The sequence below is a fragment of the Labilibaculum euxinicum genome, assembly GCF_963678175.1.
Lineage (GTDB): Bacteria > Bacteroidota > Bacteroidia > Bacteroidales > Marinifilaceae > Labilibaculum > Labilibaculum euxinus.
Map to the genome: position 1 here is coordinate 2,496,676 of NZ_OY782756.1, position 13,403 is coordinate 2,510,078.

The following is a 13,403-nucleotide window of genomic DNA, read 5'->3' on the forward strand; positions in this document are numbered from 1 at the left end:
TTAATAATGCTGTATATGTAACTATTATACTGACTATCCAAATCATGTTAAGTTCTGAGAAACATTAAATGTGTTGATGAAATATGGTAAATTAAGTTTGAAAAATTATCTGTATGCAATATTATGAAGAGTTTGGAATTGTTTTAAAGAAAGGGAAATGTTACTAAATGTTAAAATATTTTATTTTTTTTTTATATCTTTAGTATTGGGTTCTTACTGAAAGGATAGAACTCATAAAGGTTCAGCCGTAAGGCTGGTTAGTAGGTTAATTAACCCTTTAGAATTGTTGCCCGTGATTCCCCTATATCACGGGCATTATTTTTTCAATTTGCTGAATAAAAAAAGGGAACCCCAAGAGAGTTCCCAATTATTTTAAAAGTAAAGTCTGTATTAGGCCTTAAATAAAGGATCGGCACCAATTGTACCAACTAAACTTTGTAGATATTCTTCAGATTTTACGTGTTCTAAATCTTTTTTAGCTTTCCAGAAACGTTCTTCCAAACTCAATTCGTCATTCCATTCTGCGTTTATCTTGTTGGCCATGAAAGCCTCTAAGTAAGCAATTTGCTTTTCGTAGAAATTAATGTCGATTTGCTGCTTGTTTTTCAAACGAGCCTGATACCACGATGAGTTAATCACCAATTCACGGTCGAATTGTTTACGTAACTCAGGATCACTGATTTCTTTTCCTTCATATTGACCATAGGCCATAATATTTAAAAGAATCTGCAATGGTGGAATTGCTGCTGAAACGCTGTTGTCTTTAAAGTAGTTGACAGCAACTTTTTTCTGAGCTTCTACAATATTTTTAATTCCATCAGCGTAAGCTTCCAAATCCTGAATCTCAGGTTTTAACATTCTTTCGTTAAAAACGTTTTGAGGCTCATCAAAAATGCGATTCATATAACGGAAAAGGAATTCTTCTGTAATACGATATCCTAAACGACTGGCATGAATTGTTTCACCTTCGTATTCAAAATCAGATAATTTTTCAAGAGAACCTTCTTGAATCAATAATTTAGGATCACGGTTTTCCTCTTTCAATCGACACCAAAGCTCAGGAATTAGCAATGAAACATCATGATCGAATCTGTTTTCAGTTCCAACATATCCTGCCGCCGATGAAAATCCTTGATATCCTGTTAGAATGTAGGAAAGTAAGGCATTATTTAAATCCGTAGTAGGAGATAACATGTTAAAAGGACCTTTTGTTAAAGCACCTTCGGAACCAGCACCTGTTGTTGAAGGAGATTTACCTGTTAAACTGCAAATAAAATCCATAAACAATTCAGGCAATTCCTGATAATGAATGGGGTTGTAAACACTCAATGCACGAATTCCGGCTTTTTTATCGGCAGGGTTATTTCTACGACCAGGTAAAACCGCATTTACCGGGTGATGTACCGGTTGATCCAAAGGAATTTTTCTGGCCAAACGAATACCAATTTCGGCTAAACGATCGTCAACTGGATTCACTAAATCGGGTCTTATCTGCAAATAGCGTGGATTTTGAGATGGTTTCCCGTCTACAATCCGGGTGTGAGAAGGAGAAATAAAGTAATTTGATTTTTTACTCTCTGCACCTTGACGAATAATTCCCTGAATAGGTTTTGTATACAAGTCGAAACCTATAGCATCAGCCAATAATTCTTTCCCGTCTTCTCTGGTAAGAGGTTCGTAGTTTGATGTAAAGTTGTTTCTCATGGAAAGATCAGCTTCAGCCTCCTTGTCGTATCCTCGGTGAACAGCTTCATCGGGACGCTGGAAAAAGCGCTCTTCGCAATTAGCTGTTAACTTGATACTTTTATTGTCGTAAGATTCGTTCAAATAATTGAATCGACTGGCAGGAAGTACAATAGAAGCTGTAATATCATCTTCCATTTGTATTTTGGCTGCGGCAATAAAATCCTGACGCAACTTATTTAAATACCATGATTTATCACCTGCGAATCCTACCCGTAAGTAACTGGCAACAATTTTACGATTGTTAAAGAGTAGCTCGTGACCTTTTCGTCCGTTAATAACATCAACTGAGAAGTAATCTCTCCAGTTACTGTCTGTTCTTTCCGGACGGTAGAATCTCTTTACAAATAGTACTAATGCTTTAACATGATCAGGAATAGTATTCAGGAATTCATTGTATGCAGCAGTATAATATTTCGAAGGAGTTAATAGTTTCACTACAGAACCTAATGATCGGTCAGAACTTAAAAGAGATCGTGACGGAACTGTTCTGTTTGGAGTATCTTTCCAACGTTTTGTATAATCGTGATTAATTACCTGATCAGCAAGATTAAAGTCTTTCTCCATGTCATGGATATAGAAAGAGCCGTAAATGATTGCATTTAACAGTGATTTTGAAATCTCCGATTTACCTCCACCGGAAACAGTACAAGGTTTGTGACAGAAAGTTCCCTCCGAAGCAGTACTTACTAATCTCCATGATGGAGCCGAAGGATGTTTCTCCATGTGCATTTTATAGCCGGAAGGGTGAACGTAGTAACTATTAGGTACTAAACGAATGCTTTGTTCTTTACCATTCTTTTCCCAGCTTACCTTACTTTCATAAACATCAATATTAGCGTTTTCGTTGATGTAATAGATGTCTGAATATTCTTTGTCAACAGCATAACCTTCCGGATGAACATTCATTGTTTCACCAAATTGTTTCACCATTTCATCAAAACTGTACTGTTTTTTCAATACATTATTCATGAAAAGTGCACCGCTAAAGCTGTCACCCAAATTTTTACGGGGGAATGCAATTGCACCACCCGAATGCTCTTCTTCAGATAAACCGTAAAGATTGGCAGAGTAACTGATTTGAGTTTTGATTTCCTTTTTAGAGTATCCAAAGTAGTTATCAGCAATCAATGTAATTACAATACCTTTTTCGTTGCGGCATGTTAGCTTAAATGCATTTCCGTTGTTGTAAAGCTCATTTTCATCTTTCCAGCAAACACCATCATTTCTCTGGCGTTCAGTGGCATCATCGTAATGAGGTAAACCTAATTCTTTCTTCTTAAGATTTAATAACTGCGGAGCCAGTACAATACAACCTGTATGACCTGTCCAGTGTTCAATGTCTAAACCAGCATCGTTAGCTGGAATGTTAGGATCACCGGCATTACCAAAAATTGATTCAACAAAATCAAGATTACTTACTAAGCTGCCAGGAGCAAAGAAGCGAACCTCCATCGATTTTTGACTGATTATTCCTTTTACTTCCGGACACACTATCGGACGTAGTAAAAGAGAGACCATTATCTCCGCTTTTTCTTCCTGTGTTGATGTAAATGGAAGTTGTTTTAATTCTGAGCCTGGATTGAAAGCTGCTTGTAAAAATTTACCAAACGCATACTTAGGAAGTTCAATTTTATCCAGAGGTACCGGTAAACCACCACCAACAATATGAAAGGAACCAACAGTGGTTCTTCTATCGTGTTTTGGATTGTGCAGTACTCCTTGTTTAATTCTATAAGAACTTACAAATTCAGTAATGAATTCGTCCTTGTCTGGAGCAAGGCTCAATTCTCTTGCTATTCCTGGTTGATCTAAAATAAAGGTGGAAGTAGGAAGCTTTGCAACTTCTGCGTCAACATCTTCCAGATATTCATTTAAAAAGTTTTGTATACGTTGATCGACAGGACACAAATGATCTGCCAGTAATCGCGATTGAGCACGATAATTTTTTATTAAGCTATCAGTAAGCTGAATAAATTTTGGATCAGATAATTGATTTTTTTCTCCTTCGGAATTTTCCGTAAAAATAGGCTGACCCATTGCTGCCAGCTGAAGGTTGATATAACGAATCAAATCTTTTTGATCAATTTTAACCTCCTTCGATTTAATTTCAATTTTACTTGGGTTTTTACTTTGCATATGTCTCCAATTTATTTTGCTTAGGGAATGACGGAACCAAATTTACTTATTTTTTCTCGTTGTAAAAATTCCTGCATCCCTTACTATCGTTCAGCTATATTCAATTTAACCTTACTTTTTTTTACTGGCTTAATTAGTTGGAAGCGAAAACGATTTAAGTATGATGTTTTGACTATTATTTAGAAAGATTACAAATTATACTTTTTTTTTAACTCTTAGTAAATAATTGAAGATTATTTTTTGATTTAAAGTTAGTTGATCGCTATTTGTTCTTTTATTCTACCTTGTGTATTGTTTTCATGAGTTGCAGGTTCGGTCTTCTTATGTTTTTAGTGAATACAGTCAGGTTCAGATTCAGGTTAAATTGGTGTTGTAATTTGTATCTTGTCAGCCTTTATCACGAGAAGTAACGAATAATAAAAATGCAGATGAGAAAAGTATATACCATTGGGGATTGTGTGTTGGATTTATTCTTTGAGAATGATGCTCCGGTTGAAGCAAAACCAGGTGGATCTTTCCTAAATTCAGCGGTTTCTTTAAGTCGGTTGGGGATCAATGTGTCATTGATAAGTGAGTTGGGAATTGATAGGGTTGGCAATCAAATTAAAAACTTCCTGGTTGAGAATGGTGTGGATATAAGACATATATCTTTTTTTTCAGATACCAATTCGAACCTGGCATTGGCCTTTTTAGATGAAAATAAAAATGCTGATTATGTTTTCTATAAGACTCGAAAAGGACTTCCCAACGCAATCGTGTTTCCGAACGATGTTCAAAAGGATGATATTATTCTTTTCGGATCTTTTTTGGCTGTTAAAAAGGAGTTTCGCTCTGCTTTGCATGCATTTTTAGCTGATTGCAAAAAGAAAGGAGCTTTAATTATTTACGATCCAAATTTTAGATCTCAGCATCTGCCAATGTTACCCGAAGTTTTGCCATATATTAAAGAGAATATGGCTTTGGCAAATGTGGTAAAAGCATCGAATGAAGATTTCGAACTAATTTGTAAAATGGAGAATTCGGATCAGGCTTACAACTGGATGAATGAATTTTCTGATGCGATATTGATTTATACTGCAAACAAACAGGGATTATCCATTTACAATCAGCAGAAGTATTTCTTTGAAGTTCCTGCAATAAATCCTATTAGTACTGTGGGGGCAGGAGATACAGTAAATGCTGCGATTGCATTTGTTTTTGTTCGTGATGGAATTAAAACTTCCGATTTATTTGCTCTTTCACAAGAGCAAATAAATAAGCTTGCTGCTGTTACAACAACATTTTCGCAGGATGTTTGTATGATTTATGATAATTTTTTGCCGATTGCAACCGCTAATAAATACCGGTTACGATAAAAGCACCCCCTCTACAACAAAAAAAGGGGATGCTTTTAGCTACATACATATTTCTGAATAGGAACAATGGACATCGTTCCTATCCTTTAGTTCTTATTTTAGTCAAAAGGTGACCCTCAAAAAGTACTTTTTTTAAATTTTTGTATGAATGTTAGTTTTTTGTTGATAAAATGAACTTTTTTATGGAGCAAGCCTTCTGATTTTCCATTTTTTATTGTTGAGATTGTACTCGATCCGATCATTTAATCGACTCTCCCGTCCTTGCCAAAATTCAAAAAGATCAGGAATGAGACGATATCCACCCCAAAAATCAGGCCGGGTAAATTCATCTCCATTTTTCTTCTTAAACGTTTCAACCATTTGGATTAGAGCGTTCCGGTTTTCAATTTCATTACTTTGCGGCGATACTGCGGCTGCTGTTCGGCTGCCAACAGGTCGATCTAAAAAGTACTCGTCGGAGAATTCTGGTTCTAATTTCTCAATTTTCCCTTCAATACGAATTTGTCTCTCCAGTTCAGGCCAGAAAAAAACAAGTGAACCATAAGGATTTCCTTCTATATCAGTACCTTTTCGACTATTGTAATTGGTGAAGAAGCAAAAGCCTTTCTCATTATAATCTTTCAATAGTAGAATTCGTGCAGAAGGTTTGTTGTCTGCAGAAACTGTGGCTAATGTCATGGCATTGGCATCCGGCAGTTTCATTTTTATTGCTTGCTCAAGCCATATCCGGAATTGTGTAAATGGATTTGAATTAATATCCGATTTATTCAATTCAGCCATACCGTATTCATGTCTAAGCTTTTTAAAATCCTTTTTCATTTGCTTAGTTATTTGGATTCATTAGTATGTTTGGCTGAATGCTTAGGCCAGTAAAATTGATATAGTACTGGCCGCCTTTTGTCGGATATTGCATTTCTTGTTCATCTTGGCTATCTGCATTTGCAACGCCAACGTGGGCAAATAAAATTTTAGCCTTGTGCTTATCAGCATGCTGGATAATCTCTTCGGCAGCAGATGGTGACAGTGAACCTACATCAGGATAGGTGCTGGTTTTCACCACTATAAAATGCAAAGTATCGTCTTTTTTAGCCAGAATTTGAGGATTCTTCTCAAATTCAGTATTCACAGATAAGACTTCAAACTCTTCTTTTATGTGCTTGTATACCCACTTGATTCCTAGTTCATGAAGTTCAGAACCGCTCAGTCTATTTCCTTTCATTCTATGGTTTTGTTCTAATTCAGATACGAATATCTTCTTTAATTAAAACAATTCCAAATAGAATGCTTTTGTTTGTTCCGATTTTATGGATAAAGATATGCGTGACAATCTACACAGGAGTATTCTTTCCAGTCGGTACCAATATCAACAGGATGGATAAATTCCATTTTTTGATTGGTAAAAGCCATTTGTAAAGAATCAGGTTTTCCCTGAGCAGTAATGGAGTGACAGAGATTGCAGTCTTTGGAAATTATTCTACCATCCTTTGTACTGTGATTGTTGTCGTGACAGCGGAAGCAACCTTGTGTTTCCATATGGCTTTTGTGGTTAGGATATGCATCCCAACGAACATTCATCTCAGGAAATGTATTTTGATGGTAGGCAATTTTAATGCCTTCTATCGCTTTTAATATATTAGCTTCATGCTCTGCACCTTTATCAGGATAATTTTCTTTGTAGAAATTAAGAACGGTTTGTTTGATTAATAAATCTGCACTGTCTTTAGTTGTGTAGGTCGCCTTTAACGCTTCCATAGCGGCCAGTTTTATATACGGGATTTGGGGATCAACTTCCTTCGAAGACATGGCAGCATCTACAAAATCAGGAGGAGATAAATAGCCGTGCGATGGGCGGTTGTGGCAGTCCATACAATCCATTTCATGCAATTTACCATCCGCAAAAAATGTACTGTCGGGTTCCATCATTGTATCTTCGAAAATGTGCTCTTCTCCTGTGGCTTTATTGGTATATTTAACCCACTGAATGTATTCAGATTTATTATCTGCTGACATAAACTCAATTTTCACATTTGGATTAATGTGCCAGTGAATTCCTTCGCTTAGTTTTTGTGTGTGATGGTCAGGTCCGGTTTTCATGGTAAGCTGGATGTTCCATTCAGTATTGTTTTCATCAGCTAAAAAATGCTGTTCATTTTTAATTCGGTTGGGATAGAATTTTTCGGGCCAATGGCAATGTTCACAGGTTTCTCGGGCTGGTCGTAAATTAGCCAGTGGAGTAGGGATCGGACGAGGAAAATTATTAACCGTAACAGCATATACCTGATACAAACCACTTAATTTCGAACGCATGTACCAATCGGCTCCTTCGCCAACATGACATTCTACACAGGCAACCTTGGCATGAGCAGATTTTTGGTAGGTAACATATTCCGGCTCCATAACCTCATGACATAAAGTGCCGCAAAAAGGCACTGATTCACTGTAAACAAAAGCTTCGTAACTTCCTATGGAAGAAAGAAAAAGGAATATGAAACTTATTATCACAAAAAGAGAAAAGGCGTTTCTGTGTTTTTGATCATTTAAATCTACCCGAGGCCATTTCATATCCTCAGAAATAAACATTTGTTTCTTATTTCTGCGAATTTGAATCAACATCCCAATAGGGATCAACAGCATTCCGATTACCATAAAAATGGGTAATACAATATAGATAATTAAGCCCATATAAGAACTTCCCTGATCGAACAGGACGGAAATAACAAAGAAGAAAACGATCAGAAAAAAAGCAATTACGGCTATACTTGCTCCTAAAATGGAGGTCCAATTGTACGAAGATTTAGGTAGTTTCATTTCGATCGGTTTTAGTTTGTGAAAATAATTTATAGAAAACTCTGATAATTACCTACTTGTCTTATTAATTTATAAGCTTTCTTAGTTGTGTGTTTATCAGGTGTTAGTAAATTTTTTTTGTTTTGGTTTGATCGCTGTAAAGCTTGTAAATATTGAATTCTACGTATTTTAAAAGCAGAGTAAATGCTTATAATAAAATAACATATCGACAATTATCGATATTAATACGATGAGTTCCTCTTATAGATATGGAATTCAAGTCTCAATATTTTAGTGTGTATCAGGGGTAAAAATTCATCACATATGATAATAAATCTTGATCTTAATTGGTTTATGTACTACATTGTAGAATAATATCATGTGCGGTACATTCGTTTGTAAATTATACTTCTAACAAATTTTTATATGCTGAATATTGCATTGTTTGGTCCTCCGGGTGCTGGAAAAGGCACTCAATCAGAGTTTTTGATTAACAAATACAATCTTTTTTACATCTCGACAGGTGATTTGCTGCGAAAGGAGATTGCGGACAAGAGTAAATTGGGCCTCGAAGCACAAAGCATTATTGCTTCGGGAGGTTTGGTTTCTGATGAAATCATCGTTCAGATTATTGAGAAAACCATAACAGAAAATCCTGATTCCAATGGATTCTTATTTGATGGCTTCCCCAGAACCTACATTCAGGCTTACATTTTGGAAGGATTGATGATAAAGCTGAATACCGCATTGAATTGCCTGATTAGTTTGGAAGTAGATGAAGAGGTTTCTGTTTCAAGATTACTAAACAGAGGGAAGACATCGGGCAGGGCAGATGATAATGAAGTGGTTATTCGAAACAGACTAAAAGAGTACAATGATAAAACACTTCCTGTTTTGCAGTTTTACAAAGACAAAGGCGTTTATTTTGGATTGAAAGGGGATCAGTCAATTGAGGAGGTAAATCTGAGTATACAGAAAATTATTAAAGACGAATTGAGTAAGAGTCTGTTCAACTTGGTGTTATTTGGTTATCCTGGCTCAGGAAGAGGATCGCAGGGAATTGCTTTGGCCAAAAAATATGACTTGGAATACCTTGCTACAGGTCAAATGCTCGATCAGGAAATTCAGAAAGGTACCGAAATAGGAAAACGAATTATTGATTTGTATGAAAACGGAGAATTGGTGCCCGACGAGATTGTGGTGCAATTAATTGAAAAGAAAATTGCAAACTCGAACGGAGTGAATGGATTCATTTTTAAGGGATTTCCACGAACATTGGTTCAATCGTACATTTTAGATGGTTTGTTGAAAAAACATGGTTCTGCTATTTCTCAGATTATCGAAATTGAGGTGCCAACATTGGAACTAATCAGCCGGCTGGATAAAAGAAGTAAAACCGATCGGTGCATGCCATACGATAACAACACCTCTAAAATTGTGAAACGCCTGCAGGAACATGAAATTAAAACCGTACCCGTAATTGAAAAATACAATCAGTTGCATGGTGTTTTGAAAATAGATGGCGTTGGTGAGTTCGATGAGGTCTTTGATCGGATATGTGAAAAAATAAAGAATAGTATTTAAATAATTAAACTGTGTAAAATGAAGAAAATTAGTACCCTTTTGCTCTTTTTTATAGTGTTTGGAGCTAAATCTCAAACTATTTCAGAAAAATTAGGCGCTGTGTCAACTAATTTTAAAATTACATCAGCATCGCAGCCTTTAAATGTTACAAATCAAATAATTTTAAAGCGCTATATTACAAAGCATAATAAGAAGGATGACGATAGTGAATATGGAATTTATGAAAGATATTATTTTCAATTTGTTAGTGTTAATAAACTAGTTACTTCTGATCGGAGTGATATTAAAAAGGAAGCACTGGTAAAGTCTAATCATAGCTTTTACAAATATGATTATTTTATTAGTTTTTTTGATGAAAATGATTTCCTGATTTATGAATTTACGAGGGATGCAGAAAATAGATTTAACCGGGATTACAATTTAGGTAAAGGAGGTTATTTTACTTATGAGTTTTATTTAAGCGGTTTCCCCTTAGTACTGCTTGATAAAGTAAAGCGCATTGATGTTCAGATTATCAATTAGAAAAGAAGAGTAAAACAATTTGATTCTGTTTTCGAACGAATCTCTGTTGAGCTTGACTTAGATTTAAAATACCTAAGGTTATGATTTTGTGAATAAATAATTTCATTTAAAATAAACATCATGGAAAATAGATCTGGTGGATGCGATGAAAAAAGTACGAAAGTGGTTTTTGCGTGCTCAGGTGCAGCCGATGTTGGTGAACTAACTGATTTGGTTGCGAGGAAACTTCAAAAAAAGGGAAAAGCCCAAATGAAATGCCTTGCCTTTGTGGGAGCTGGGATTACTGAGATGATAGATTCTGTTAAGGGAGCAAAAATTTTGGTGATTGATGGTTGCCCTAAGGATTGTGGGAAATTGGTGATGTGTAAAAACGGAATTACAGATTTTACGCATTTGCGTTTAACAGAATTAGGATACATCAAGGGCGAAACTCCTGCCGACACACACAATGTTGATGCTGTTTTTGAAGTGGCATGTACTTTGCTGTAAATATTAAATTTGCTTAAAGGAGCACTGTTTTAGGGGAGGTCACTCACGTTGCTTCCCTTGTTTTTGTTATCGAAAGTCTAAATTTTGTTGTAACAAGTCTAAGGTTTTCCGGCATAAGTCTGAAGTGTTCCGCCACAAGTCTAAGGTTTTCCGGCACAAGTCTGAAGTGTTCCGCCATAAGTTTAAGGTTTTCCGGCACAAGTCTGAAGCGTTCCGGCATAAGTCTAAGGTTTTCCGCCGGCGGAAAAGCTTATAAATGCTCAGGATACAGATAAATGAGTTATCCCAAAGAAAAAAGGAGCACAAGCCGAATGGAATGTGCTCCCTTATTGAATGATTTCTAAATAGGCCTGCTATTCACTTCGTAAGGAATCAACCGGATTTTGACCGGCAGCCTTCCAGGTTTGTCCGCCAACAACCAAGAGTGCAAAAAATGTAGTTAGCAAACCGGCAAATACAAATGGGAGCGGACCAATGGCAATGTGATAGGCAAATTGTTCCAGCCAGTGTTGCATCATGTAATACGAAACGGGGATTGATATGGCAAAGGCTATTGCAATCCATTTTATGAAATTAGAAAACAGCAACAATGATATTTGGCTGATACTGGCACCTGTTACTTTTCGGATTCCAATTTCCTTGGTGCGTTTTTGTACCATAAATAAAGTAAGGGAATACAATCCCAATAGAGCCAGAATGATTGAAAGTGCCGATGAGTAGCCTGTTAGTATTTGCGATCTTTCTTCCTGTTGATATCGATCGCGGCAGACATCGTCTATAAACAGATGGAAATTAACTCTTTCCGGATCAACTTTTTTGAATGTCTCTTTTATTTGGTTAAGTAAATCAGTCATGTTATTGGTTTTAACTTTGAGCAAAACAAACTGTATGTTCCGATTGTCACTGAAGCAGGTGAACATTAGAGGTGCTATTTTTTCCTGCAGCGAGGCGTAATGAAAATCTTTAACAATGCCTTGAATTTCATATTTATCCTCATGAAACCACACGATTCTCCCCAAAGGGTCATCAACATTAAGATATTTAACAGCAGCTTCATTCAGAATAATTCCTTTGCAGTTTTCAACCTGACTTTCGGTAAATGTGTTTCCTTCTACAAATTGTATCCCTAAAGTTTTAAAATAACCTGGCCTTACGCGATATTCATTATAATCTTTTGTGTTTTTAATATCGGTTCCGTAAAGCCGAAATATTTGACCGCTACCACCACCGCCAGGAAGATGAAGACTGGCACCTACAGAAGAGATTTGAGGTATTTTTAAAAGTTCTTGCCTGATAGAAGAATAGGCTTGTTTTTGTGATGTGCTTAAATTGTTGATTGCAATTACTTGTTCCGGTTCGAAACCCAAATCAGCATTTTTCATGTAGTCGATCTGTTGCTGAGAAATGATAACAGCTGAAATCAAAACAATAGAAGCTGAAAACTGAAAAATAACCAGAATTCGAGACAGCAAATTGGTGTCGTGATTGCCTGGCAACTTTCCTTTAATGATGGAAGCTGGTGTGTATCGGGTGATTGTGATGGCCGGATACAAGCCTGAAATGAGTCCAACAAATAAAGCCATAACAGGAAGACCTATAAATAGAAGGGGATTTGATAGATAATCAATAGGCAATTCTCTATTCATTAAACGACCAAAAAAGGGCATTAAAACTTCTGCTAGTATTATCCCAAATAGAAGTGCAACGGCAGCCATTAGAGTGGTTCGTCCTAAAAAATCTTTAACTAAATCGATGCGTTCTGCACCAATTGCTTTTTTAATACCAATTTGGTTTAGTTTCCCATCATATTGAACAGTAATAATATTGATGAAATTAATTATGGCGATGATCAAAATTAAAAAAGCCAGAAGAATATGTATGTAAATGGTATTGATATTCCCACCATGTTTTAAATCTTGCTGATAGTTTGATCTTAGATGAATATCGCTTAGTCTTTGGAGGTAAGCTCCTGTTTTCTCACCATATGAGCCAAAACGATCGTCAAGCATCTGGGTATATTTATCTTCAATTTTCTTAATTGTTGAATTACGATCAACTCCTTGTTTTACTAAAATATACGTGTAGTATTCCAGACTTTGATGACCAGCATGTTGTGGATAGCCCGAAAATGGCAAAAGCATGTCGAAATCGTAATGAGAGGTAAGTGGAAGGTCTTTTACAACAGCGTTTACTGTTAATAATCTGCCAAACATTTTCAATTCTTTGCCTGCAGCATTGGTAGTTCCAAATAATTTTTCTGCTGTTGAAGCATTTATGACTACACCATTAGGATTGGAAAACAGATTGGTTGATTGTCCGGAGATTGGTTCCAGTGTAAATACCTTATAAAAATTGGTATCTACGTAGTGGCAGCGAATTCCGTTGAAATGTTGATCGTTTACTTTTGCATTTTGTGTGAACCCTCTGTATAATTGAGTAATTTCTTCTATTTCTGGTATTTGAGAGGCGAAGTTTTCATTGGTTAAACGCAGGCCGATTTCATATGGGGTTAACTTTTCTCCGGCATTATTAAGTAATGAAATTAACTTGTAAATCCGTTCCTGTTTTGTGTTGAATTTATCGTAGCTCAATTCGTGCTGAACGTAAATAGAAATAAGAATTACGGCAGCCATTCCAACAGCAAGTCCAAAAATGTTGATAATGGAATTGAGTTTGTCTTTTGCCAGACTCCTGAAAGAGAGTTTAAGTTTGTACCAAAGCATATAGTCTGTTTTATTGGGCGATTAAAAGTAATAAGTTTGTTGGTTTTAGGATACTGCCGAT

The 13,403-nt window shown here is 36.1% G+C and carries 9 protein-coding genes; 4 read left to right on the top strand and 5 right to left on the bottom strand.

The window, feature by feature from the left end; translation table 11 throughout:
- Positions 1–390: 390 nt before the first annotated feature.
- Positions 391–3,882 carry a hypothetical protein gene (locus ACY0M5_RS09990; protein WP_461631655.1) on the bottom strand — a complete coding sequence of 1,164 codons (3,492 nt, stop codon included), beginning with the start codon at positions 3,880–3,882 and terminating at the stop codon, positions 391–393.
- Positions 3,883–4,310: 428 nt separating this feature from the next.
- Here ACY0M5_RS09990 and ACY0M5_RS09995 point away from each other — a divergent pair, with 428 nt between their 5' ends.
- On the top strand, positions 4,311–5,237 hold the full coding sequence (locus ACY0M5_RS09995) for a PfkB family carbohydrate kinase (RefSeq protein WP_461631656.1): 927 nt from the start codon (positions 4,311–4,313) through the stop codon (positions 5,235–5,237).
- Between the two features lie 180 nt (positions 5,238–5,417).
- Here the strand turns inward: ACY0M5_RS09995 and pdxH are convergent, their stop codons facing one another.
- From pdxH to ACY0M5_RS10010, 3 genes are all read right to left on the bottom strand, one after another.
- Entirely contained in the window at positions 5,418–6,056 is a 639-nt protein-coding gene (pdxH, locus tag ACY0M5_RS10000) for a pyridoxamine 5'-phosphate oxidase (RefSeq protein WP_461631657.1), read from the bottom strand.
- Between the two features lie 4 nt (positions 6,057–6,060).
- Positions 6,061–6,456, bottom strand: a complete 396-nt coding sequence (locus ACY0M5_RS10005; RefSeq protein ID WP_124993758.1) for a hypothetical protein — start codon at positions 6,454–6,456, stop codon at positions 6,061–6,063.
- 83 nt (positions 6,457–6,539) lie between these two features.
- Positions 6,540–8,045 (bottom strand): cytochrome c3 family protein, encoded by a 1,506-nt coding sequence (locus tag ACY0M5_RS10010; protein ID WP_461631658.1) that lies wholly within the window; start codon positions 8,043–8,045, stop codon positions 6,540–6,542.
- 405 nt (positions 8,046–8,450) lie between these two features.
- On the opposite strand from ACY0M5_RS10010, the gene ACY0M5_RS10015 reads away from it, so the two are divergent.
- The 3 genes from ACY0M5_RS10015 to ACY0M5_RS10025 all read left to right on the top strand — a co-directional run bounded on the left by ACY0M5_RS10015 (position 8,451) and on the right by ACY0M5_RS10025 (position 10,619).
- Positions 8,451–9,608: an adenylate kinase gene (locus ACY0M5_RS10015; protein ID WP_461631659.1), complete on the top strand. Its 1,158-nt coding sequence runs from the start codon at positions 8,451–8,453 to the stop codon at positions 9,606–9,608.
- An 18-nt stretch (positions 9,609–9,626) separates the two neighbouring features.
- Positions 9,627–10,130 (top strand): hypothetical protein, encoded by a 504-nt coding sequence (locus ACY0M5_RS10020; RefSeq protein ID WP_321322261.1) that lies wholly within the window; start codon positions 9,627–9,629, stop codon positions 10,128–10,130.
- Between the two features lie 120 nt (positions 10,131–10,250).
- Positions 10,251–10,619 carry a putative zinc-binding protein gene (locus ACY0M5_RS10025; protein WP_461631660.1) on the top strand — a complete coding sequence of 123 codons (369 nt, stop codon included), beginning with the start codon at positions 10,251–10,253 and terminating at the stop codon, positions 10,617–10,619.
- Positions 10,620–10,972: 353 nt separating this feature from the next.
- Here the strand turns inward: ACY0M5_RS10025 and ACY0M5_RS10030 are convergent, their stop codons facing one another.
- Complete coding sequence (locus tag ACY0M5_RS10030) at positions 10,973–13,342, bottom strand: ABC transporter permease (RefSeq protein ID WP_461631661.1); 2,370 nt, start codon at positions 13,340–13,342, stop codon at positions 10,973–10,975.
- Positions 13,343–13,403 lie beyond the last annotated feature (61 nt).